The 25795-nt window shown below is 55.9% G+C and carries 14 protein-coding genes; 4 read left to right on the top strand and 10 right to left on the bottom strand.

The features are described 5' to 3' along the window. Positions 1–16: 16 nt before the first annotated feature. The gene (locus tag ACIX8_RS13450; protein ID WP_014265894.1) at positions 17–1057 is read right to left on the bottom strand and encodes a LacI family DNA-binding transcriptional regulator; all 1041 of its coding nucleotides are present in this window, start codon (positions 1055–1057) and stop codon (positions 17–19) included. A gap of 249 nt (positions 1058–1306) precedes the next feature. Here ACIX8_RS13450 and ACIX8_RS13445 point away from each other — a divergent pair, with 249 nt between their 5' ends. Then, a complete protein-coding gene (locus ACIX8_RS13445) occupies positions 1307–2482 on the top strand; it encodes a glycoside hydrolase family 88/105 protein (RefSeq protein ID WP_014265893.1) in 1176 nt (391 codons plus the stop codon). A 370-nt stretch (positions 2483–2852) separates the two neighbouring features. Here the strand turns inward: ACIX8_RS13445 and ACIX8_RS13440 are convergent, their stop codons facing one another. The 7 genes from ACIX8_RS13440 to ACIX8_RS13410 all read right to left on the bottom strand — a co-directional run bounded on the left by ACIX8_RS13440 (position 2853) and on the right by ACIX8_RS13410 (position 10739). Then, entirely contained in the window at positions 2853–4196 is a 1344-nt protein-coding gene (locus ACIX8_RS13440; protein ID WP_014265892.1) for a sugar porter family MFS transporter, read from the bottom strand. Continuing rightward, on the bottom strand, positions 4183–5196 hold the full coding sequence (locus ACIX8_RS13435) for an ROK family protein (RefSeq protein WP_014265891.1): 1014 nt from the start codon (positions 5194–5196) through the stop codon (positions 4183–4185). The genes ACIX8_RS13440 and ACIX8_RS13435 overlap by 14 nt, the downstream gene beginning before the upstream one ends. 382 nt (positions 5197–5578) lie before the next feature. Next, positions 5579–6250, bottom strand: a complete 672-nt coding sequence (locus tag ACIX8_RS13430; RefSeq protein WP_014265890.1) for a GntR family transcriptional regulator — start codon at positions 6248–6250, stop codon at positions 5579–5581. A gap of 61 nt (positions 6251–6311) precedes the next feature. Next, complete coding sequence (locus tag ACIX8_RS13425) at positions 6312–7310, bottom strand: L-rhamnose/proton symporter RhaT (RefSeq protein ID WP_014265889.1); 999 nt, start codon at positions 7308–7310, stop codon at positions 6312–6314. Then, positions 7307–8527 carry an enolase C-terminal domain-like protein gene (locus tag ACIX8_RS13420; protein WP_014265888.1) on the bottom strand — a complete coding sequence of 407 codons (1221 nt, stop codon included), beginning with the start codon at positions 8525–8527 and terminating at the stop codon, positions 7307–7309. Before ACIX8_RS13420 ends, ACIX8_RS13425 begins: the two co-directional genes overlap by 4 nt. Beyond that, positions 8524–9291, bottom strand: coding sequence for an SDR family NAD(P)-dependent oxidoreductase (locus ACIX8_RS13415; RefSeq protein WP_014265887.1), 768 nt, complete (start codon positions 9289–9291; stop codon positions 8524–8526). Before ACIX8_RS13415 ends, ACIX8_RS13420 begins: the two co-directional genes overlap by 4 nt. A 437-nt stretch (positions 9292–9728) precedes the next feature. Continuing rightward, positions 9729–10739, bottom strand: coding sequence for a LacI family DNA-binding transcriptional regulator (locus tag ACIX8_RS13410; protein WP_014265886.1), 1011 nt, complete (start codon positions 10737–10739; stop codon positions 9729–9731). A 391-nt stretch (positions 10740–11130) separates the two neighbouring features. Here ACIX8_RS13410 and ACIX8_RS13405 point away from each other — a divergent pair, with 391 nt between their 5' ends. After that, positions 11131–13671 (top strand): alpha-galactosidase D, encoded by a 2541-nt coding sequence (locus ACIX8_RS13405; protein ID WP_014265885.1) that lies wholly within the window; start codon positions 11131–11133, stop codon positions 13669–13671. Positions 13672–13721: 50 nt separating this feature from the next. Here the strand turns inward: ACIX8_RS13405 and ACIX8_RS13400 are convergent, their stop codons facing one another. Then, positions 13722–15998 (bottom strand): alpha-galactosidase, encoded by a 2277-nt coding sequence (locus tag ACIX8_RS13400; protein ID WP_014265884.1) that lies wholly within the window; start codon positions 15996–15998, stop codon positions 13722–13724. A gap of 93 nt (positions 15999–16091) precedes the next feature. Then, positions 16092–17690, bottom strand: a complete 1599-nt coding sequence (locus ACIX8_RS13395) for a sodium:solute symporter family protein (RefSeq protein WP_014265883.1) — start codon at positions 17688–17690, stop codon at positions 16092–16094. Between the two features lie 280 nt (positions 17691–17970). Here ACIX8_RS13395 and ACIX8_RS13390 point away from each other — a divergent pair, with 280 nt between their 5' ends. Further along, on the top strand, positions 17971–21543 hold the full coding sequence (locus tag ACIX8_RS13390; protein WP_014265882.1) for a TonB-dependent receptor: 3573 nt from the start codon (positions 17971–17973) through the stop codon (positions 21541–21543). 596 nt (positions 21544–22139) lie between these two features. Then, positions 22140–25724, top strand: coding sequence for a carboxypeptidase regulatory-like domain-containing protein (locus ACIX8_RS13385; protein ID WP_014265881.1), 3585 nt, complete (start codon positions 22140–22142; stop codon positions 25722–25724). The last annotated feature ends 71 nt before the right edge of the window (positions 25725–25795 follow it).

The raw sequence follows: 25795 nt of genomic DNA, 5'->3' as shown, positions 1-25795 counted from the left end.
AAGGTTTTGAAAAATGTCAGGCAGGACGCTCTTCGTGCGGACCACAGGAGGCTCGCACCATCAGCTTGACCGGCAGAAGGATCTTGGCGGGAGAGGATTCGATCCCGTCATGGGTCTTCTGGATGCGCTCGAGCAGGAGACCCATGGAGCGGCGCGCCAGTTCGACAGGGGACTGCGCAACGGTGGTGAGCGGCGGCGTGATGATGGATGCGAGATCGAAGTCATCAAAGCCGACGATGGCCATGTCCTGGGGGATGCGCAGCTTCTGCTCGGCCAGAGCCTGTAGCAGGTAGATAGAAGTGCGATGGTTGAGTGAGAAGATCGCCGTAGGCTTGTTCTTACTAGCGAGAACCTCGGTGAGCCACTCGCGTATGCCATCGAGAGTCAGCAGGCCGAGCGCGATATTCGGCTTCAATCCCGCGGCATTCATGTGATGGGTATAACCCAGGACACGCTCGTGGATGGTGTAGGTCTCTTCGTCATAGCCCACGCAGGCAATGCGCTTGTGGCCATGGGAGATGAGGTGCTGCGTTGCCTCTTCGGCACCAGTACGGTTTTCGACCAGGACGCAGTCGGCATCGGAGCCAGGGAGTGGCCGGTCAAAGGCCACGATCGCGAGGCCAGTATTCTGCAGCTCGCGCAGGCGGTCGTCGCCGCGGCGGGTGGAGGTGACGATGAGCAGGCCGGAGACCTTTCTGCTGGCCATGAGTTCGGCCTGCTGGAACTCGAGATCGGCATCGCGTTCGGAGGAGACGACGAGCGTCATGTACCCATGGGCGCGTGCGATGTGCTGAACAGTGTGAGCGCAGGAGGCGAAGAAGGCATCGGAGAGGTCCGGAACGATGAGACCGATCATCTTGGCGCGCTGGCCCTTGAGCAGGCGGGCGGCCTCGTTCTGGCGATAACCAAGCTGCACGATGGCTGCTTCCACCTTCTTGCGGGTTGAAGGGCGCACCGAGGGGTGATTGTTGATGACGCGCGAGACTGTCATCAGGCCGACACGGGCCAGCTTTGCCACTTCGCGAATGGTTGGTATACGGGGTTCTGTCTTGCGCATAGTGCACCAAGCATAAATGACGTTAACGGAAGGGGCATAGGGTATGTTCCTTTCGTCGGGGCAGGAGGTCTCCGCTCAGAGATGAGAGCTAGTTACCGGATCTCCTGCGAATCACAGGGGTTATTTCACTTGCCCAGCCTATGTTTTTGCGTGCATGATGGTTGCCAACAGGTTAAATCAGCAATGATAACGATCCTCGTTAGGGGTAATCGTTTCCGGCTGCGCCGGGGATAGATGAGAGGGAAACGGATGAAGCGGATTTTAGTTGTGGCACTGGCAGGTTCGATCCTTTTTATGGCCGGGGGGACTCATCCGGGACAGGCCCAGATGACGGCGAATGAGCGGCAGGCCTCGGTGGGAGATGCCCCTGCTGATCCGGGGCCGCTGGCGACGAACCTCTCCGGTGAGATGAAATCTACCGCGATCCTGGCGGCGATGAAGAAGGTCGCGGACTGGCAGACGCCTCGTATTGCAGATTCACCCAGCCAGGATTGGACGTTTGCGACCCTGTATGTGGGGCTGCTCTCCGCCTCCGAGACGCTTCACGATCCGCAGTACAGCGACGCCGTCAAGAAGGTGGCGAAGCACTATCAGTGGACTCTGGGGCCGCGGAAGACACACGCCGACGATCAGGCGATTGGCCAGTCCTATCTGTGGCTGTATCGGGAGAAGCCCGATCCACAGCGCATCCAGGCTCTCCACAGCCAGTTCGACGAGATTATGCAGATTCCCGACGATGCGGCCAAGCCGGTCTGGTGGTGGTGCGACGCTCTATTCATGGCTCCGCCGGTATGGTCAGGGCTGGCGGCGGCGACACACGATGCACGCTATCTCGGCTACATGCATCAGGAGTGGCTGGTGACCTCGAACCTGTTGTGGGACCCGCAGGAGCGTCTTTTCTTTCGCGATAAGAGCTACTTCGACAAGCATGAGAAGAATGGGAAGAAGGTCTTCTGGTCGCGCGGCAACGGATGGGTGATGGGTGGGTTGGTGCGGGTGCTGGAGAGCCTGCCTGCAAACGATCCGCGCCGCGCGTTCTATGTCGACAGGCTGCAGCAGATGGCAGCCTCCGTGGCTAAGCTGCAGGGGGAGGATGGCTTGTGGCGGCCGGGGCTGCTGGATGCAGCCGATTATCCCTATCCCGAGGTGTCGGGATCGTCCTTCTTTGTTTACTCAATGGCCTGGGGCTTGAATCACCATCTGCTGGATGAGAAGGTGTTCGCTCCGGTCGTGGCCAAAGGCTGGGCGGGATTGGTGGGTCACATCTATGCCGATGGACGGTTGGGATGCATTCAGCCGGTGGGCGCGGCTCCTGGAGCTTATACGCTGGGTGCCAGTTATGTCTTTGGCACAGGTGCGTTTCTGCTTGCAGGGACAGAAGTGAATCAGTGGGCGCTTCACCATGCGGGGAAGCATAAGAGGTAAAGAAATTAAGGGCTGAAGGCCCGGCCTATCGGGTGCTAGTGTCTGGTGAATCGGAGATAACTCCTAATCACATATTTTGTCTCCCCACGGAAACGTCATCCTGAGTGGAGCGCCTCGCGTTTTTTGCGAGGTGCGGAGTCGAAGGACCCCGAGGGACTTTATCTCGCCACGATGTCGAGACCTTTTCCAGCACGAAGGTTCAGGCTCGAGCGCTTGAGGTAGAAAAGGAGCGAAGAGAAAGGGCAAGATTACAACCCTCGGGGTCCTTCGACTGAGCGTCCCCAAAAGCCGGGACGCTCCGCTCAGGATGACGATTCTGTGGGAAGACATAAACAAAAGCTATGAGTGCATTGTGCTTGAAGTCATTCGTCTACGCGATCTTCAGCTTGCGTTGCAGCTCTTCCAGAGAGACCTGTTTGGTCTCGGGGAAGAACACCAGAACGACGATGAATTGAAGCACCATCATCGCCGCGAAGAAGATGAACGGATACGCCCCGGAGCGAGCGGCGATCACTGGAAAGATCCACGAGAGGGCCGCATTCAGGACCCAGTGCGTACCGGAGCCGAGGCTCTGTCCTTTGCCTCGAACGCGCGTTGGAAAGATCTCGCTGATATAAACCCAGACGACTGCTCCCTGCGAGATGGCGAAGAAGGCGATGTAGGCGACAAGAGCCCAGACCAGCATGACCTTATGCTGGTTCGTGGCAAAGATCACTGCAACGATGGAGAGACAGATCGCTGTGCCAATCGCGCCGATCAGCAAGAGCATCTTGCGGCCAACGCGGTCGATCAAGGTCATGCCGACGAGCGTCGCCACCAGGTTCATCGCACCGATAGCTACTGCCTGCATGTTGCCGGAGACGCGGCTGAAGCCTGCTGCGGCAAAGATATCGTTCAGGTAGTAGAGAATCGCATTGATGCCGCTGAGCTGGTTGAACGCGCCGATGGCGATGGCTAGAAAGATCGGCTTGCCGTAGCGCAGCCGGTTGCCGGTGGATTCGAAGAGCGAGGCCTGTTTCTGGTTGAGCTCCATATGCAGGGACTCGCGGATATCGGCGAGCTCGGCTTCGGAGTTGGGCGAGCCCATCATCTCGAGGACCTCGCGTGCTTCGTCGAGCCTGTCCTGGGTTGTGAGCCAGCGTGCGCTACGCGGGATGCCGAAGAGCAGGGCGAAAAAGATCGCGGCAGGAACCGAAGCAATCCCAAGCTGGAAGCGCCACTCGCGCGCACCCAGGTTCAAGAGGCTGATCAGATAGTTCGAAAGATAGGCAAGCAGAATGCCGACGACGATATTGATCTGGAACGTGCCGACGAGCCGGCCGCGCAGCTTTGGAGGAGCCAGTTCCGCGATATAAACGGGGCCGAGTACGGACGAGCCGCCGATGCCCAATCCTCCCAGGAAGCGGGCTGCCAGCAGGAAGACCCAGCTTGGGGCGAACGCACATCCAATGGCTGAGAGCACATACAGAATCGCCGTGAGCCGCAGCATCTCGCGCGATCCATAGCGCTGGCCCAGCGAGCCCGCCGTTGCAGCGCCGATTACCGTGCCGACCAGCGCGATGGCTACGGTGATGCCGAGCTGGTTATGCGAGAGAGAATAGGCGTGGGTCAGCCCGGCGGTCGTTCCTGAAATCACGGCGGTATCGAACCCGAACAGCAGTCCGCCAAGCGCTCCGACGAAGGTGCTGCGCACGATGTATCTATTGATGGACAAGAGTATCCTCCGCGATCTGAGACGAACCTGATTTTTGATGCAAGGGCAGAAGGCAGGCTCCGAGAAGGCCAGCCGAAGGACCGAGCTGCGCGCCCAGAATATAGGTTTTGTGCCGCTCCAGGTGCTCGGGCTGCAAAACATCAGGTGCGGTAAGCCGGTAGACGTAGCTGCGCACAGGTAACTCGCGGAACATGGCCGGGGCAAAGAGATCCCACGCCTCACACACGCCGCCTCCAATGAGGTAGAGCGGCAGGTTGAGGGTGTTGATCAGGCCCGTGAGCCCGATGGCGAGGGCATGGCCGACTCTTTCAAAGACCTGGAGGCACTGTTGATTGCCTGCCATCGCCAGATGCGCGATCTCCTCAGAGGTGGACGGGGCGGCTGGACCCATGAGTTCGCCAGCCATGCGTACGATGGCTGGCGCCGAGGCGTATTGTTCGAGGCATCCATAGCCGCCGCAGCCGCACGGAGCGCCGCCAATATCCTGCACGACGATGTGGCCGCCTTCGCCGCCCATGCCCGTTGATCCGTGCCAGATGTGCTTGCCCAGGATGAGGCCATTGCCGACGCCTGTGCCGAGCGTGAGCATGCAGAGGGATTTGACGTTATGGGCGCGGCCTGCCCCAAATTTAAACTCCGCGAGGGCCGCGATGTTGGCGTCGCTCTCGATCTCGACAGGGCGTCCCAGGGTCGACTCGACGGCCTGGCGGAGATCGAATCCATCCCAGCCAGGAAGGTTCGGTGGATTCCGAAGGATGCCCTCCGGCAGCTCGAGCGGGCCCGGTGTGCCTATTCCAACGCCGGCCAGCCGCCGGTTTCCATAATCTTTGATCGCGAGCGCGTTGATCGCCTCGCACATGTCGCGCACGACGCGATCACGGCCTTCGGCGAGACGTGTCGGCACAAGGATGGTATCGAGAAAATCGGTGCCGTCTGTATAAGAGGCAATTCTCAGATTTGTGCCGCCCAGGTCAACGCCAATCGAAAATAGTTCGTCCATCAGATTCTTTCTGCTTTCCAGAACTCCGGTGTGTGGTTGAACAGTCAGGGGTGCTGCCGGTCTTGTCGTGCGGTCATGGATTCTTTATTCCAGCCATGCCTGTCCAATGGTTGTGTTCCGGAGAGTTGTCTTGGCCGTGTATTCGGTTGGTTTAATGATAATCGTTCCCATTAAGTATTTTTAGCCTGCGTCCGTCATGATGCACTGTCAAACATACAATCTGCAAGCCTCGAATCGCACGCGACGGCATGAAATGCCAGGGATTATCATGAGGGTGATTGAATGGCGCATTGATATTGTTATCAAGAAGGCCACCTGGATGCCGGCAAGCCGTTACCCGGTGAGTTTTTGCATGGTTCGTTCGAGGGATCCAGAGCGGTGATCACTGCCAGATTTCACTGGCGCGCGCGCCGAATCTCTGAATGGCATTGCGGACCGATAGTTCCGCCAGCATGGGTTCTCCGTCTTCGATGGCAAGAATGATTGCCCGATGCCGTTCAACATCTTCGGTCCAGGATGCCGCAAGGCGGGGATCGGCTCCGGTTCGCATGGAGACGAAGGCGAAGAGCGGCACCAGCAACATGCGGGCCTGCTGTGCCAGAAAATCGTTGCCTGTGAGTTCGCAGAGACGCTGATGAAAGAGTAGATCGGCTTCCAGCAACTCGGTGATGTTCTTTCGCTGGATCGCTTTGGTCATGCCTGCGACAGCCTGATGCAAAGGGCTCAGGTCGGCCTTTGCCTGTGCGAGCAGCCGGGCCGCGAGGCCTTCCAGCGCAGCTCTCACCTCGTAAATATGGCCGATATCGCGAACGGAGTAGGAGGTGACTCGAGCGCTTCGGCCGGAGTTTTTGGTGGCAAAACCTTCACTGATGAGGAGATTGATCGCCTCGCGCACCGACGTCTGGGCGACCTCAAACTTGCGTGCCCAGAACTTTTCCACGATCCGTTGCCCCTGGGGGAGCGTGCCGCGGATGATCTCTTGTTTCAGTCGTGCTGCCAGGCTCTGTTTCAGTAAAAGAGAAGGCTTCGCCTTCGAATCGGTGGATGCAGCCATTGATTTGATCTCGCGTGTGCTATCCACATTCTAGAGCGACTTTGATGCTTGCAGGAGTACCTTAGCGCGTGGAGCTGGCCGTTATCGTGATCGCTACGGCCAGTGCGGCGATGCCGAGCGAGAAGACCGTGATGGAACGCCCTGAGGCTCTCTTCCATTCACCGGAGAGCACGCCCGCTGTGCAGGCTGTCAGTACCATCGTGATCTGGTAGATAGCCCATCCGGCAGAATCTCCAAGGCGGCCTAGCTGGTGCGCCGCCAACCCGTAGATCGCGACGGCGAAGATCCAGAGCAGACCCATGAGCAGGCTGAGAAAGAAGTCGGGATAGACCGAGCGCAGCTTGTTCCAGCTACGGTTGCGGTTGAGCAGATAGAGCGTGTATCCCACGTTCGGCAGTAGGCCTCCTGCCAGTGCAATCGGCCACACGGCGAGAACGGCCAGTGCCGGTGGCGCGCCATGCTTCAGCGCTGCCTGGGTAAGAGGTTGTCCGAAGGAGAAGGACAGATTGAGCATGGAGGAAAGTACGCCGGAGACCACGGCGATCAGCAGGCCGGCTCCATAGTTCTTTCCCTTCTGGGATTCTCCGCGTGCCTCGCGCAATCGGCCGGCCCACCCGGATAGGCCGACTCCAAGCATCATCAGGAAGCAGCCGGAAAGAAGCATCAGGCTGTTCCTGCTGACGAGGCTGGCCTCATGCCGGGCGAAGAAGGGAATCAGCGTCCCGAAGACGGTGCCGAGTCCCACGACCAGAGTGAATCCCAGCGCCATGCCAAGGCGAACGACGGCGAGGCCGAAGAGCACCTGCGCGATCCCCCAGCCTATTCCGAAGAGAAAAGGCGGGAGGAGTTCAGAGGCGTTTAGCGAAAGATAGAGAGTAGGCCAGTGGGGCAGCGCGAGCCAGGCCAGCCCGCAAGGCACGATCACCAGCGAGATGATGCTGAAGATCAGCCAGGAGCACTCCCAGGGCCAGGTACGAATACGTTTGAGCGGAAGCATGCAGTTGCCGACCAGCACTCCGCCCAGCAACGACAGTACGATCCCCAGGGTGTTCGAGCTCATAGCAAGTCCGTGCTGCTTCCGGCTTCCTGCGGTGTCTGGTAGCGCCCATCTCGCAGGTCGACAGGATGTACGAAGTGAGAGCTAAGGTGCGGGATGTACTCCAGGAACTCCTCAGGATGGCCGATGGCGATGCGGTTGAAGAGCACGAGGTGCTGGTGGATCTGTCCCATGTCGCCGACGTGGGGAATGACCGGCACGCCGAACTTCTTTGCCAGCAGGCTCACTGTAATGAACTCGCTGATGCCGCCCAGCCGCGTGCAATCAGGCTGCAGGAATCCCACGCAACCGGATTGGAGATAGTTCTTGAAGATCACCCGGTTCGGAACGTGCTCTCCCAGGGCAAGAGCTAGCGGAGCGATGGCCTTTGCGAGGGTCTGATGAGCGAAGATATCGTCGGGATGCGTGGGCTCTTCGATCCATAGCGGGCGGAAGGCTCCGAGTTCCTTGCACGCAACGAGTGCCTGCGGGAGGTTCCACTGCTGATTGGCGTCGAACATGATGGTGACCTTTTCGCCGGCCACTTTGCGCAGTCCCTGCGCGCGTGCCAGATCATGGTCGAGCGGTCCGCCCACCTTCAGCTTGAAGGCTCCGAAGCCCTCATCGAGGCTGCGCTTTACCTTGTCTTCGATCTGCGCCGCATCGTACTGATACCAGCCGACGCTGGTGTCGTAACCGGGATATCCGGTAGTGAGCACACCTTCTCTGGAGACTCGTGAGGGCAGTTCGGCTGTCAGCAGTTGGAGCGCTTCAGAGTGATTGAGTACGTCTTCCAGATAACTGAGGTCGAGTAGTTGCACAACCTCGGCAGGGGACAGCGAAAGCAGAAGCTTCCATAGCGGCACGCCACGAGACTTGGTCCAGAGATCGAAGCAGGCATTGGTGATGGACGCCAGTGCAAGGTGGACGACGCCCTTGTGCGGCCCGAGCCAGCGAAGCTGTACGTCGTCGGCGAGCTTGCGGAAGGTCACTCCGAAGTTCGCCATCAACTCTTCGATGTCGCGGCCTTTGAGTTGCTGTCCCAGAAGCTCGATTGCTCCGCAGACCAGGTCGTTTCCTCGGCCCATCGTCAATACCAGGCCGGTGCCTGCCAGTCCCGAGTCGAGCACGATGCGGGTTACCGCGAACGAGTAGACCGGATCGGAGTGCACGGCATCTGATCCGGCGCCTGCTTCAAGTTTGAAGCGGCGATCTTCTGCTGAAATCTTCGTGATGTTCATAGCTTGTATCCAAGTTCAGCGCCGCCGCTCACGGGCAGGATGCAACCGGTGATGAAGCGCGCCGCGGGTGATAGTAAAAAGACGGAGGCGTCCGCGATGACGTCGCCTCCAGGGCAATAACCAAGCGGGTGGATGCGATCCAGGTAGGACTCGATCTCCGCGGGATTTTCCTGCTCTGTAGCCCACTGCCGCAGCATCGGAGTCCAGACCCCGGCGGGACAGACCGCGTTGACTCTTATGCCGTCGGCGGCGTAGTCCAGGGCCATGGCCTTGGTCAGCGAGATCATCCCGCCCTTTGTCGCCACATAGGCCGCATGGTTCGACTGCCCTATGACGCCCACCATGCTCGCGGTGTTCAGGATCGAGCCGTGCGAGGCTTTTAGATAAGGGTGGCAGAGCTTCGTCGTCCAGAAGACAGACTTCAGGTTCACGCGGAGCAGGCGGTCCCACTCGTCTTCTTCTGTCAGGTGGAGAGGCTTCGACGGCATGCTGACACCGGCGTTGTTATGGACAGCGTCGATGGCTCCGAACGCTGCAGTGATCTGCGCGACGGCCCTGGTGACAGAGGCTCCGTCTGCTACGTCGCAATCGACTGCGAGGGTGGAGGCTCCGAGTTCCTCGACTGCTTTTTCAGTTTGCTTCCGATCGACGTCGGCGATAGCGACGCGGGCACCCTCGCGGACATAGGCGCGGGCGCATTCGAGTCCGATCCCTTGTGCGCCGCCGGTGATCAGAATGCATTTTCCTTGTAACTGGCCAGGCATAGCGGTCACTTTCAAGCTTCTATTCGTTGAATCGCAGTATATGGATGAGCGCTCAAAATTGTCTAGTGCGGCTTGGTGGAACGTCTGATAGGCAAGTTATAGATATACTTTGCTGTTTATCGTATTCGGCTTGGGTGGGGTTTTTGTATTTGAGCGCTCAATATAAACGTTTTTGTTTTTGCTTTTGCTTTTCTGGCTTGTCATTCCGACCCTGAGCGTAGCCGAAGGGGAGTGAGCCTGCTGTCTCCCGCTTTTTGCCGGTACTGCCCCAAGCGTTATGTGCCAGCGGGAACCCTGGCCTTCTGGTTTCTGCCTGTAGCTTTCTAGGCGATACGAGCGAAAAACGGGAGGAAGCAGGTTCGCTCCCCTTCGGCTACGTTCAGGGTCGGAATGACAAACCAGAAAAGCAAAAGCAAAAGCAAAGAACAGTAGCCTGCTTACACTGAACGCTTCGGCGCAGGCCCTGTGGACTCACGTACGATCAGGCTTGTCTTTACGCTGAGTTGCTCTCCCTGGGCGTGGGGTTTGGACTTGAGGTGTTCGAGGGCGTCAAAGAAGACCTTTGCCAATTCATGCCTTGAAAGCCGCAGGGTCGTGAGCGGCGGATGCACGATATCGCTCATGTCGATATCGTCGAACCCAATGATCGACAGGTCACCTGGGATGGAGAATCCCATCTTCATCGCCGCGCGCATACCGCCGATAGCTGTCAGGTCATTTGCGGCTAATACTGCGGTCGGCCGATCTTTGAGTGACAGTAACTCGGTCATGGCCGTCATGCCGCCGGTGATGCGGTAGTTGCCGACCTTGATGAACTCCGGCCGTGGCACGATGTCGACCCGCTTCAGCGCGCGCATAAAGGCCTCGACACGGTGGTCCGAGATAGTGAGACCGGCAAAGCCGCCGATATAACCGATCTTTTTATGGCGCAGATCTTTCAGATGGCGCAAGGCTTGATCCATGCCGCTCTTGTTGTTGATGGCGACATCGCTTAGCCCATTGCCGATATGTCCTCGATCCATGGTGACTAAGGGAACTCGATTCTGGATGAGGTCTTCGAAGGGTTCGGTTTCGATCTCCGAGGCCAGCAGGGCTACGCCATCCACCTTGCGGATCAACATGCGTCGAATCGATTGCTGCATGCGGCCGGAGTGAAAGTCGGTGGTTGCCATCAGCATCTCCTGATCGTTTTCAACGACGATTCCTTCGAAGCTCTTGATGAACTCGGGAAAGAACGGATTGGTGATGTCCGGGATGATCAAGCCATACGTACCGCTTCTGCCGTACTTCAGCGTTGTAGCGCTGTTGTTGGGAAAGAACTTTACTTCGTCGATGACCTTGCGAACGCGTTCGACGGTCTCGGGCCGCACAAGGCTTGACCCGTTAATGACACGCGATACGGTGGCACTCGATACTCCGGCCAATTTGGCAATCTCGCGCATGTCCATCGTGCGGTTCAACTCCTTCGTCGTGATAAGCAGTGTGTGGGGTTAGAGGAAGAACAAGCAAGGGAATAAAAATGTGGGTGTCCATTCAATAGACGTCCGGTTAATAAATTTGTTCCAGACTTGCCAAATTTCCTTATGTACACGTATACATAGTACCGCTAGTTCTTGACCTGAAGAGATGGATTCAAACGGGCACGGGAATTCGCGAGGCTCGGATGAACCGTGGCCGCGTTTCAGGTGAGGTGTGCCTTCATGGATGTCCTGCAGCAGGGTGCGCGCAGCTGCGAGCGGTAACTCGTGCGACTTTCTTCGGTCTGCCCCCGCACTGAGTAAGCCAGTGAAATTCAATCGGCTACTTGCTAGCTGGTTCGATAGCAAGAGAGGAAATACAGTGACTCTGATATTGCCCCAGCCTCGTCCCTTAGTCGGCCCTGATAGGCAGACTGCGCCTCCAGTACGCAACCATCGTCGTCGCCGTACCTTCTATACTGCCGCTCTCGTCGTGACTTCGCTTTTCACCTCTGCTGTATCCGCACTCGCTCAGTCAGCCGGTGTCGCGGAAAAACCGTATCTCGGTTGGAGTAGCTTCAGCCAGCAGACGATCACCAGCAACTTTCTTACGCAAGCAAATATTCAAGCCCAGTCGGATGCGTTGCTGGCTTCGGGCCTGCAGGCCCATGGCTATAACTACATCAATATGGACTCCGGATGGATGTCCACCTTCGATGCGAATGGCAGACCTATTCCCGCTGCCCCGAACTTTCCAGACATCACGGCCCTTGTGACGCACATCCATCAAAATGGACAAAAGGCCGGCATCTACTGGATTCCCGGCGTAGAACAGCCTGCGGTACAGGCCAACTACCCTATCCTGGGCACGCCGTATCACATCCAGGATATTCTCACGGTTCCTTATACCGCTGGGAACGCCTTTGGTGGATCGGGGACTTCTCCCTTTCACTACAAGATCGACTTCACCAAGCCCGGTGCTCAGGAGTACATCACCTCTGTCGTCAACCTGTTTGCTTCGTGGGGGATCGACTTTATCAAGCTTGATGCAGTCACACCAGGATCCTATAACGACAACACCGCTATCGATAACCGGGACGATGTTGCGGCATGGGCTACGGCGATTAAACAGAACAGCCATCCTATGTGGTTCACCATCTCATGGGCACTCGATCAGGATTACCTGAGTACCTGGCAGACCTATGCGAATGCTCGCCGCATTGAAGGCGATGTCGAGTGCGAAGGGAACTGCTCTACCCTTACGAACTGGAACATGGTGACGCAGCGCTTCTATGATCTCGTCGGCTGGGAGAAGGCTTCCGGTCCTACTGTTGGCTGGAACGATCTCGACTCTCTTGAGGTGGGTAATTCCAACACGGATGGTTTGAGCTCCACGGAGCAGCAGTCTGCGATCTCACTATGGGCTATGGGCAACGCGCCTATGTTTATCGGCGGTGATTTGACTGCCCTGGACAGCGCGGGCGTACAGCTTCTGAGCAACGACGAAGTGATTGCTGTCGACCAGTCGGGATATCCTGCGCAGGAGGTTGCGGGTGGCTTCAATCCCATCTGGGCATCGAAGCAGGCCGATGGCAGCTACTATGTTGCTCTCTTCAATCTGAATGCCTTTCCCACTTCGATGACGCTTCCCTGGGGCACGCTGGGCTTTACGGGAGCCTCTGCTGTCCGCGACCTGTGGAGCCACATTGATCTGGGCCCGGTGAATAGCGGCTTCAGTGCCGTTGTGCTTGGCCACGGCGTACGCCTGCTCAAGGTATCTCCAACCGGTCGTGCAATGGTTCCTCACTCTCAGGTGTATGAGGCAGAGGCCGGCGTTGTAAGCGGATCGGCTTCTGTAGCTTCCTGCTCGAACTGCTCGGGTGGTTTGAAGGTCGGCAACCTTGGAATAGGTCCCAACAATACGCTGACGATCAATAACATCAGCGTCGAACGGGCTGGCACCTATGAGATGGAGATCGACTCGATGACGGTCGGTGCACGAGCACTGATCTATCAGGTCAATGGCGGTCTGCCTGCAACTCTGAATGTAAGTGGCGGAAGCTTCAACATCCCTGCCAGCACCACCGTTCCCGTCCAGTTGAATGCGGGCATGAACAGCATTCAATTTGGCAATCCGACCAGCTATCCTCCCGATCTCGACCGTATCGTGATCAGTGGAGATGGATCGGCTCCCGCTCCGAACTGGACTGGGTATGAGGCGGAGGTTGCTACGATCGGCGGCACTGCCAGTGTCTCTTACTGCGGTAACTGCTCCGCCGGTTCGAAGGCAGGGAATCTGGGTGGCGCTGGCGCCAATGTAACGTTCACGAATGTGAGCGTTCCGACGGCCGGTACCTATCAGATGGAGATCGATTACCTGACCAGCGGTCCTCGCTCTTACTTCATCAGTGTCAATGGAGGAACGGGTACGGAGCTTGATCTTGATGGAAGCAGCTTCAGCCTGCCCACCAGTACTGTAGTTCCGATTACATTGCAGGCGGGTGTCAACACGATCCAGTTTGGTAATCCGACGAACTTTGCGCCGGACCTCGATAGGATCGCTATCTCTCCAACCGTAGGAACAGCGACGCTCTCGGGAGCGGTTACAGCCAAGCTGGGCCTTCCGGTACTTCGTCTCTGGCAGCTCTCGCTTACCAACACGAGCAAGATCAAGGCTGGACAGGCGGAGGTGAACCTTCTCTCACTGACACAATCCAGTGGCAAAGGTACCTGCCATCCCAAGGTGTTGGCGCGTCTTCCGCTTGAGGTAGGAGATATCGCTCCGGGAGCTCATAAAGCGATCGTGGTTCCAATCGACTTTGCGAGATGCTCGGAGAGTGCTCGCTTTGCCACCAGCCTTGTCTTCTCGTCCAATAACGGAGCCGTTGTAGGCAACGCTACAGACGCTATGACGACACGGTAGTGATAACGCCTGAGCCTCCGCGGCATTTCACGATGCAGCGGAGGCTCAATTTATTGGGAGACGATCTTCAGGGAGAACGCAGCGGCCTGGAAGTCCCCTTTGAGGTCTACATCAACGCCCTGCTGCATCCAGAAGGCTCCACTGGCAACCGTCGGTGAATCGCCGGCCAGCTTCCCATCCAGTGCTTCAATCCGGTAGAGGGCATCCGGTTTTAGACCACGAAGATAGATTCGCGGAAAAGGGTAGAGCATTTCGCTCGAATGCAGGAAGGCGAAGGCTACAGCCCGTGTCTGGTCTTGTGAGACCGTTTCTGTGACCGACTGTTCGCTGCCATCTCGTGGCGAAATCAGGCGGTACAGAGAGCCGCGCTGCACGATCTCGCGAATCTGCTTGTACTGTGCCACCATCTTCTTTGCCGTGGCAAAGTCTTCCGGTTTCCAGTCGTTGAGGTTTGCTCCAATGCCCAGCGATCCCTGCATGGAGGAAAGGAAGCGATAGTCCAGAGAAACCGTCCGATGATTGATCTGAGTTGGCGTGTCAGTTACCCAGGCCATCATCACGCCGGGCGTGTAGGCATAGGTAAATCCGTCCTGTATCTTCAGGCGGTCGAAGGCATCGGTGTTATCGGAGGGCCATACCTCATCGGTGTAGCGCATGATGCCGAGATCGACACGGCTGCCTCCACCGGAGCAGCTTTCGATCTCTATCTTCGGGTGTTTCCTGCGCAACTCCTCCAGGATGGAATAGAGGTTCTGCGTGTAGGTGACGTACACCTTCTTTTGCTCGTCGGGTGAGACCGCAGGCCAGCCTGGCTCCGACCAGTTACGGTTGTAATCCCACTTGAGAAAGGCAATGTCATTCTCATCGAGTAACTTGTCGATGAAGTTGAAGACATACTCACGGACATCGGGTCTGGCAAGATTCAGTACGAACTGGTGCCGTCCCTCGCTGCGCGGTCTTCCGGTGAAGTTCAATATCCAGTCGGGATGCTTGCGGTAGAGGTCTGAATCGGGATTCACCATCTCCGGCTCAATCCATAGGCCAAAGTCCATCCCCAGCGAATGCACCTTGTCGATCAGAGGCTTCAAGCCATGCGGAAACTTTACGGGATTCACATACCAGTCGCCCAGCCCGGCATGATCGTCCGCGCGCTGTCCAAACCAGCCATCGTCTACGACAAAGCGCTCTACCCCGATGCTGGCGGCCTTCTCTGCAAGGGCTTCCTGGCCCGCTTCGTCGACATTAAAACCGGTAGCTTCCCATGAGTTATAAAGCACAGGCCTCAACTTGGGGTGAGATGCGCCTGGCAGGATGCTGGAGAGTTCAAATCGGTGCAGCAGGCGAGAAGCTCCACCAATGCCGTCATGCGAGTAGCCTGCATAGAAGTAGGGCGATTGCAGGCTTTCGCCCGCGGCCAGGCGATAGCCGAAGTCAAAGCTATTAGGGCCGCCGGTTACGCGTACCTGTTGAATCTGATCCTGTTCTATATTGATCTGCCAGGACCCGCTCCAACCGAGGGCGCCAAACCAGACATCGCCCTGATCCTGATCGTTCGAGCTGTTGCGGTCGATTGCGAACCAGGGATTATTTTGCGCTCCAGTCGATCCGCGCCGGCTCTCCAAAGTAATTTTGCCCGGTTGGATTGCCTGCTCACGAAGGTTCCACTCTCCGGCCCAGCGCCCTGTAAGGTAGTGCAGTCGATAATCCTGAGCGCGAGGTAGTGTCCACGTGCCGGAGGCTATCTGCTCGATCGTCAACGGCAGGGAGGTCTTATTCTGCACCTCTGCCGAACGGCGCAGGATGCCGGTCTCCGAGTCAATCTCATACTGCAGTTCGACGTAGACGTCGCGCGATACGTCCTTGAGCTGCAGGGTCAGATGGTTACCGGCAATGGTATGCGAGACGTATTGCAGAACTAAATCTCGGTTTCCATCGGGAAAGGTGACCTTCAGATCCGGCTCGACGTACAGTCCTCCACCCCATGCGACAAACTCTTGCCGTGTCGTGTCTATGGATGGATCGGAGGACGAAGCTCCTGGGGCGGACTTAGAGGCAGCAAAGGTGTCTGCAGCGCTGAGACGCTTGCCCCAGTAAAGAGTTTGAACCTGCTTGTTCTCATTGACGCCGAAGATATAAGACACGTCGGCTGCATCGATGCGGAAGACCTTCGTCTGCTTGTCGAAGTGGATAGACGATGTCTGCGCCTGAGCCCGGAGGCACAGGGGAGCGATGAAGATCGCTGTCGCCAGCAACATCCTGTACACAAGATGAAATCCGTTGGCGCTGCTTTTATCAGAGGACAAAAGGGTATTCAAAATATTTTTCATAGTTCTTCCTGCTCCAAGCATCACTTCGTTCCACTTACAAACTGGTTATTTCTCTTGCCGCCGCAAACTCAAGCACCGCATTGCGGCTTCACCCTATCGAAAAAGAATGCTCAAAAAGATGCAGATGACGAGTGCAACACCGGCAAGCACCACGGCCGCTCTGGGGATTTGAATGCCATGATGTGTGCCTGTCCAACAGGTAAGGTCGGCGAGTTCCTCGCGTGACTTTGCCGGAGTAAACGCACTCAGCAGGGCCGTGACGACAAGACAACTGGAGAAGGCAAGAATGGCTCCGTAGAAGTTGGCGCTCATATCGCTTCCATACGTAATCCAGTGCAGGCGGTAGGCGAGGTTGTGCACGACCGACGAGAGTGTCCCAATCAAGAGCCCCCAGAAGCCAGCCTTGGGGGTAGCCCACATCGTGAACATGCCCAGCAGAAACGTCGCCAGCAATGGGGCATTGAACAGAGAGAAGAGCAACTGCAGGTAGTCCATGATGTTGTTGAAGGACAAGGCTAGATAGGCCGTCGCGATGCTGAGCAGAATCGCGAACAGGGTGGAGATTCTTCCCACTCGAACGTAGTGGCTGTCACTTTTATTCGGCGACAGGGAGGCCCGATAGATATCGTGCGTCCAGATGGTGGTGAGGGCGTTGATATTTCCCGCCAGTCCCGACATCAGGCTTGCCAGGATGGCGGTAATTCCGAACCCGAGCAGGCCGTGGCGGTAGTAACGCATCATCAGAGCCGGCAACGCCTGGTCGTAGTGGAACCCGGGAACGGATCGGAAGAGAACCGCCGCCGCCAGGCCGGGAAGAACGACCAAAACAGGGAACAGGAGCTTGACGAAGGCCGCCACGAGGGGAGTGTTGAGTACTCCGGCCGTGGTGCGTGCGGCCAGTGCGCGTTGGATCAATACGAAATCTGTGCACCAGTATCCGAAGCTGAGAACAAACCCCAGTCCCATGGAGACGCCGACGACATCCATCGGGATGGCGTGAGGATTTGCTACGGGCAGTCCTACCCATGTATGGCGCATGGCAGGCTCCAGTTGCGCTGTGAGACCAGCCATGCCGTGGAAATCATGCAGGATGAAGAACACGAGCGGCAGAAGCCCGAGGACGATCAAGACGAACTGGATGACCTCGTTGTACATCGTTGCTGTCAGGCCGCCGAGGGACACATACAGGAAGACGATCGCTGCGGCGGATAATGTGGTCTCTGTAAAACTCCATCCAAGAAAAGTGCGCAAAACCTGTGCCAGCGCATACAGGCTGATGCCGGAGACCAAGATCATCATGACGCCGCAGCACACGATATTCAGCGTGCGTGTCGATCCGTTGAAGCGCAGCTTCAGGAACTCCGGTACGGTGAGTGCGCGGCTCCGCATGTAAATCGGGAGCATGCAGAGGGAGAGAAAGAGCATCGCCGGAATGGCGCCTATCCAGTAGAAATGAAGCGTCTTTGCGCCATATTTCGCACTGGCTGAGACAATCCCGACAATCTCGAGCGCGCCACAATTGGCTGCGACGAAGGCGATCGCCGTGACGGCGGTGGGCAAGGTGCGGGCCGCATGAAAGAAGTCGGAAGAGGAATGGGCCTTACGACGAAAGAGCCACCCGACCAGGATGGTCGCGGCGAAGTAGACCCCGATGACGGTGAGGTCGAGCGGATTGGGAGGGAAAGCTTGCAAGTGTCTAAAGTCTTACCTGGTGCTGAAGAGATGGTTAAGGCGTGCCTCTAAGTATGTGCGCAATCATAGGTATCGGCGGAGAGTGAGGCTGAGGGGAAGTAATTGTCGCATCTATGAAAAATTCAGTTGACAACTCCTTATGCATTCCAATATAGATTCTGACACTCTCCGTGTATACGTATACATCAATCAGTAGGTAAGGCCTCTACGCAAAGTACGTTGCTTATGAGCAGCAGAGCAGGTTGCGATTGCAGATCGAATCAGAAGGAAGGCTAAACATATGTTTAAAGATTTCCTGGATAGAAGCAAGAAGCTCCTCCTCTACAGCGCACTTTCAGCCATTTGTCTGCTCTCGTTCACCATGCCATCAGCATGGGCCCAGGTCGACCAGGGATCGGTTACTGGCACTGTTACTGACCAACAAGGAGCGGCCATTCCAAATGCCAGTATGACGATCAAAGATCTTGGGACGGCGCTTGAGTTGAAGACGACAACCGATCAGCGAGGTGTGTACGTTTTTTCGCCGTTGAAGATCGGTCACTATACGATCACCGCTGCCGCGTCCGGATTTCAAACAACATCCATCACTGATTTTGAACTGCAGGTAAGCCAGCGCCTCGGCATGAACGTGACCCTGCGAGTTGGAGCTGCGACGCAGACTGTAGATGTTTCGGGTTCAAGCATCCCCTTGATGCAGACGGAAGATGGGTCTTCCGGGCACGTGTTCGACTCGCAGACGATCAACAATACCCCTCTGGCCAGCCGCAACTATGTGTTCCTGGCGCAATTGACCGCCGGCGTCAATCAAGGGCAACAGGGTTCGCGAAATGCGGGAAGTGGAGATTTCTCGGCCAATGGTCAACGAACCGAACAGAACAACTTCATTCTTGACGGTGTGGACAACAACTCGAATCTGACGGACTTCCTCAATGGAGCAAGTTTCATCGTCAATCCTCCACCCGATGCTCTTCAGGAGTTCAAGATCCAGACGAGCGACTATAGCGCTGAATTAGGGCACTCTGCTGGAGCCGTGATCAATGCCAGTATCAAATCAGGAACAAACTCGTTTCATGGTAGTGCATGGGAGTATTTCCAGAACGATGCACTAAACACCATTACCGGAAATAACTACTTCAGCCGTGTCTCTCCGGAGCTGCGCTATAACCAGTTCGGAGCTACGTTCGGCGGCCCAATCTGGAAGAATAAACTCTTCTTCTTCGGTGACTATCAAGGTCTGCGCGAAATCACCACGAGCTCCTCTGGACAATACACGGTACCGACCGACTTGATGCGTCAGGGAAACTTCAGCGAACTCCTGCAACCGGCGCTCACAAACCATAATGACCGGCAGTTGTATAACGCGGGAGGTCCGGCGCCGGGAACAAATGGGACCACCAACTATCTTTCGTGCAATGGGCAGATCAATGTTATCTGCCCGGCACAGGTCGATCCAGTGGCCCAAAAACTACTAGCTGCCTTTCCTGAGCCAAACTTTGGTATTCCGGGGCAAACGTATAACAACTACATCTTCAATGGGCACCAGGCGATCAATACCAACCAGTTCGATGTAAGAACAGACTGGAATATCTCCAGCCACGACCAGGCATTCGCTCGATATAGCTTTGAAAATCAGCCTAAATTCTCGCCTTCACCCTTCGGTGTTCTGGATGGGGCCGGTTTTGGCGGTTCGACCGTCATCAACCAAAGCCGCAGCTTCGCTTTCAGCGAAACCCACGAGTTTAGCGAGAAGTTCATCAATGAGCTGCGGTATGGCTACAACTGGAATCATTCAGCCTTTTACCAGGCTGGTTACAACCAGACAGGGCTTGCGGAATCCTTTGGGCTTGGTGGACTGCTTACAGGGCCCAATCTTGGCGGTATACCTGCCTTCAATGTGAACAATAACAATGGCATCAGCAACTTTGGAGCCTCAGGATATGAGCCTTCCAATGAGCACCAGAACGTTTGGCAGATCAACGACAACGTCACTCGCATCGTTGGCAATCATTCGCTGCACTTTGGCGTAAACATTCAAAGTCTCCGCGTCGCCACTCTTCAGCCGAACAATGGGATTGGGCAAATAAACTTTAGTGGAAAGTTCACCCAGGATCCCAATAATCAGGGAACAACCGGTTACGGCGCAGCGGACATGCTGTTGAACGAGATGAACAGCTCGGCTCTTTCAAATATCACAACGACCAACAATATCTATTGGGTGCGTGCAGGCTATTTCCAGGACGATTGGAAGGCCACCTCGCAACTCACCATCAATGCCGGGCTTCGTTACGAATACACCACGCCGGCGCGGGAGCGGAACGATCAGATGGGCAATTTTCGTCCGAACGTTCCTGTGCTGAACTATAACCCGGCGCAAAATATCACCGGTGGAACCTATCTGCTGCCGACCAGCACTCGCAGTAATCCACTGCCCGCCAACCTGCTGGCAAACTTTGCTAAAGATGGTGTGGTCGTGCAATACACAGATAACCATTATCTGGTGAAGCCCGACTACAAAAACTTTGCTCCTCGTATTGGATTTGCCTACTCTGTTAACGATAAGACTGTCGTTCGTGGAGCGTACGGCATCTTCTACGGTGCGCTCGAGGGTATCGGATATTCTCTCAATTTAGGCGTAAACCCACCTTTTGCATTCAATAGCAACTTCAATAGCACAGGCTGCGTTTATGGAAACTGCCCGACCAACGGTCAGACGCTTGAAACGGGATGGTCCAAGGTTCTGGCTACAGGCATCATCCAGAATGCGGCCTCGCCAAATTTGAACGGCTCAGACGATGTAAAGACGCCTTATTCTCAGCAATACAATCTAACCGTGCAACGTTCCTTCAGTTCTAATCTGACGGCTACCGTTGCTTATGTCGGTTCGACAACGCATCATTTACAAACACCGGTCGACCCGAATAACCAGCCGCTGCCAGTCGGACCAGGGGATGATTCACAGGCAGCACGTCCTTACCCTGATCTCAATTACGGAAGTTATATTGTCTATGGGTCCGATGCGAACTATAACTCGCTGCAGACAAAGCTGGAGCGTAGATTCTCGAAGGGGCTCCAGTTTGCCGCGTCCTATACGCTCTCTCATTCCCTCGATGATTCTCGTCAGCCGCTGAGCGATGCCTCCAACGGCATTGATTATCGCAACGCGCGCCAGCTTGGACTTAGCTACGACTATGGCAGTTCTTATCAGGACGTACGCCATCGGGCTACCCTGACAGGAGGGTATGAACTCCCGTTTGGCGCCGGTAAGCAGTGGATGAATCATAAAGGGATTGCCAACACGATTGTCGGTGGATGGTCTGCAAACATAGCATTCTCCGTTCAATCTGGTAACCCACTCAGCATTCAGTCCAGCAACAACTCAACAGGCGGGGTCGGGCGAGCAAACGCCGTCAGGATCGCCGATCCCTTCAAGCCGGGTGGCGTTTCTGACCCGGTGCTTGGATTTGGGCTGCCCTGCGCAACGAAGACAAAAACATTGCAGAGCTGGTTTAATCCTTGCGCCTTTATCAATCCTCCTGTCGCGATCGATCCAGGCCAGCCTGTATCAGCCGGGCAGGTAAGTGTCTCGAACAATGGCGGAAAAGCGGCTTATGGGCCGGCAGGACGAACGCTGGTCTATAGCCCGGGCTTCAACAAAACCGACCTCTCCCTCTTCAAGGCATTCAATCTTTATCATGGGATGGGCTTCAAGGTCCGCGGAGATATCTTCAACGTATTCAACGTTCCGGGCTACGGGGAACCCAATAATTATCCGGGCAGCAGCACCTTTGGCCAAATTACTGGTCTCAATTTTGGCGGCAGAACGGTACAACTCTCTGGGAATTTCTATTTCTAGATTCATCAGTTCTAAGGCCGTTGAATCCTGATGGCCTCTATTGCTGACAACGCGCAGCATGTTCCCCGACGCTTCAACGTCAAGGGACATGCTGCGCGTTCTGTTTGCTGGACATTGATTTGGTGCTGGCTGAAACGAGTTCGGCAATCTCAAGCGCTCGCCCCTGGCGGTGACGAAGGCAATCGTCATGACTGCGGTGGGCAAAGGTGCGGGCTGCACGATAGAACCTGGAAGAGCGATAGGACGGCCAGGGGCCAGCATATTGGTGTGAAAAGATCGCAAAAAGACAAGGCTGTGCCTGGTGCTTGTTGGGCCGAGTGGATGGCTGAAATATGAATTTGAGCCTAAGCGTAGTTGCGAGCTTCTTTATGTGAAGATGCCGCACGTGAAACGATTATCGCATCTGTAAAAAATCAGTTGACAACGTTCTATTCGTTCCACTATAGATTTTGAGCGGCACATGTATACGTATACAGGGTTTCATGTATACGTATACATCGTGGCAAAGGGAATGATCAAAGCGGAAATGCACATCGCATCGGAACGGTAGCGAAGATCCCCATTGCGGGGTGTTGAATCAAAAGGAAGGCCTAGATATGTTTAGAAAATTAGTTGATAGAAGCAATAAGCTCTTCTACTACAGCGCATTGTTCGCTGTTTGCCTGCTCGCGTTCGTCGTGCCCTCGGCATGGGCTCAGACGGATCAGGGCGCGATTACAGGAGTCGTTCAAGACGATCAGGGCGCAATTATCCCGGGGGCAAAGGTCACTCTCACCGCCACGGATACCGCCTTTTCTCTTGAACGTACGGCCAATAACGATGGCGTCTTCGTCTTCGCGCCTGTGAAGATCGGCAACTACAAGCTGTCAGCGACAGCCCCAAGCTTCCAGACCACGGTGCGTGAGAACCTGCACCTGGACATCCAGCAGCGCCTGAACGTTACGCTCGCCTTGAAGCCGGGTGAGGTGACGCAGCAGGTGACGGTTACGACCGAGTCTCCGTTGCTTGAAACGCAGACCAGCGCCGTCGGGCAGGTCATCAGCTCAGAGACCATTAACAACACTCCGTTGAACGGGCGTAACTGGGTCTACATCGCCCAGTTGACGGCAGGCGTTGCTCCTCCGTTCGGCAATACGCGCGGCAGTGGCACAGGCGACTTTGTTGCCAACGGGCAGAGCGCTGAGCAGAACGACTTTCTCCTGGATGGTGTCGACAACAACACGAACCTGATCGACTTCCTCAATGGCTCGAGCTACGTGGTGCGCCCGCCGCCCGATGCACTGGCTGAGTTCAGTTTGCAGACGAGCAACTTCAGCGCGGAGTTCGGTCACTCGGCTGGTGCGGTGCTGAGTGCCAGCATCAAGTCCGGTACGAACCAGATTCACGGTGATGTGTGGGAGTATGTGCGCAATACCAGTCTCGATGCGCAGCCTTGGAATGCCCAGTCAGTTGCGCCTTACCACGAGAACCAGTTTGGAGCGACTCTCGGTCTTCCAATCTGGAAGAACCACTTCTTCTACTTCGGCGACATCGAGGCAAATCGTATTTCGATCGCCAATCCGAATATTCTCACCGTGCCGACAGCGCTGATGCGCCAGGGAAACTTCAGTGAGTTTCTAAATCCCGTTCTCGTGAAGCAGGGCGTGGCGGTTCAGCTCTATCAGCCGAACTCCGGCGGTGCGCAGAAGCTATCCTGCAATGGTTTGAACAATGTTTTCTGCCCTACCCAGATCAACTCGGTTGCACAGAACATCCTCAACATGTACCCCAATCCGAATGCTGGTGTTGCGGGACAGACCTACAACAACTACAACGTAAATCTGGGCCAGACGGACAATACAATCCAGTGGGACCAGAGACTCGATTGGAACGTCAGCCAGAGAGACCAGGTCTACGCGCGCTATAGCTATGCGCACGAGATCAAGACAAACGGGCTTCCGCTCGGGCCAATCCTTGATGGTAGCGGTTTCGGCGGCGAAAACGATACGAATCTGGCTGAGAACTTCATCCTGAGCGAGACCCATGCCTTTGCGCCGACGCTCACCAACGAGTTCCGCTTCGGTTATAACTGGATCCACTCTCAGTACCACCAGCCGAACTCGAACAGCAGCACGCTCGCCGCATCGCTGGGCTTGGGGAATGTTCCTTTTCCGGGACCTGGTCTGGGTGGACTGCCGTTGGGTTATTTCAGCAATGGAACCTATGGGAATATCCAGCAGTGGGGCTCCGTAGGTACACAGGACGAAGCCCAGAACGTCTATCAGATTCTGGACAACATCAACAAAACCATCGGCAACCATTCTCTGAAGGTTGGCGTATCGTTCCAGTCCATCCGCGTCTTCGACCGTTATGCGGCAGCTCCAACCGGGCAATATTTCTACACCGGTACCTATACGGCAGCCGTGGGAGTAGGAAATACAGGCGCTTCGTCAGCTGACTTCCTTGTCGATCAGATGAATACTGCCGATATCTCTACGTCCCCGGCAATCAACGATGTGCAGTGGTATGACTCCGCTTATTTCCAGGATGACTGGAAGGTGGCTCATAACTTTACCCTCAACCTTGGTCTCAGGTATGACCACTATCAGCCTTACAAGGAAAATAGCGGAAGCCAGGCAAACTTCATCAATGCCACCAACCTCGGCATCGGCACAGGATCTGCTGTTTATGAGCTTCCCAGCCGGTCACGGGGTGTAGATCTCGGTGCGCCGTTCCTAGCCTTGTTAGCCCAAGATAATATCGCACTCCAGTACAACGACAATGAGCGTTTGGCGAAAGGACAAGAACTCAACTTTGCGCCTCGTATAGGCTTTGCGTATCAACCGACGGCAAAGACGGTAGTTCGCAGCGGCTTCGGTATTTTTTACGGAGGCCTGCAGAGCGAGGGAAATACAAACCTGGGGACAAACTTCCCCTGGTCGAACTCAGCAAATCTCTTCACCCCTACTTGCTCTGTTGGTAGCTGCCCATCACTTAGCGCCCAAGGCGTCACCCTGGAGACGGGACTGGTTGCCAAGACCGGTAATGGACTGCAGAACTTCGTGTCGACCCCAGGCTTTCATGCCATCGATCCCTTCATCAAAACGCCTTACACCATGAATTACAACCTGTCGGTCGAGCGGTCGATCACCACCAATATGGTTGCGACGGTGAGTTACGTCGGCAATGTTTCGCGTCATCTTCCGCTTTATTTCGACCCCAATACGATACGAGGCCTCTTCGCCTCGGGTGTCAGCACGCAACAGTATCAGCCGTTTCCCGATTTCGGAGGTGCAGGTACCATCCACTATGGCGGTATCAGCAACTACAACTCAATGCAGGCCAAACTGGAAAAGCGTGCGTCTCACGGTCTCAGCTTCCTGGCGACCTATACCTTGTCGCATAGCTTGACTGACGACAGCGACGCAGGTGGTCTTGAATCTGCGGTGGGCGACCGTAATATGGCGCTCATCCCCTACACCGAGGAATACGCCAACTCGCCCTACGACGTTCGTCACCGGTTTACATTGAACGGCAACTATCAACTGCCCTTTGGAAGAGGCAAAGCGTTCCTGAATAAATCGCGCTGGGAAGATGAGATCGTTGGGGGATGGTCCTCGAGCCTCACTTTTGCGGCTCAGACCGGTACGCCGTTTTCGGTAGGCACTTCTAACATCAGTACCGCGAACGGTGGTAGTGCAAGAGCTATAGAGATTCGTGACCCATTTGCTCCTGGGGGATCTCCGAATAGTTCCAATCCGAATATCACTTGTCCCACCCAGACCAGGAACAAAGCGAATTGGTATAACCCTTGCGCATTTGCCAACCCGCTACCGGGTAATTTGATCTGCCCGCTTAACACGGCGCCAGGTACCGTGGTCAACGGCGTTCCCTGCACGATTGCCTCACCCGTCACGAGCGAAGGGGCAGCACTGTCGTTCCTCGGTGGCAGATCGAACACCGTTTACGGCCCCGGCTACTATGGTGTCAATATGTCACTTTTCAAGGACTTCGCCACGTTCCGAAAACAATACCTTTCGTTCCGTGTGGATGCTTTCAATCTCTTGAATCATCCGACGCTTGGAAATCCCTCAACTTCGGACAACAGTTCGAACGGTGGTCAGATCACCGGGCCTAAGTCGTTCCAAGCCAACACGCCGGATGCTCGATTCCTGCAGCTTTCTGCGAAGTACGTCTTCTAACCTCATGACTTGATGAGGAAGGTCATTGCAACCTCAGCAAGTCATGGAGATCACTAAGTTGGACAACCGCA

This window comes from Granulicella mallensis MP5ACTX8, from assembly GCF_000178955.2.
GTDB classification, from domain to species: domain Bacteria; phylum Acidobacteriota; class Terriglobia; order Terriglobales; family Acidobacteriaceae; genus Granulicella; species Granulicella mallensis.
This window is presented reverse-complemented; position numbering and strand designations above follow the sequence as displayed.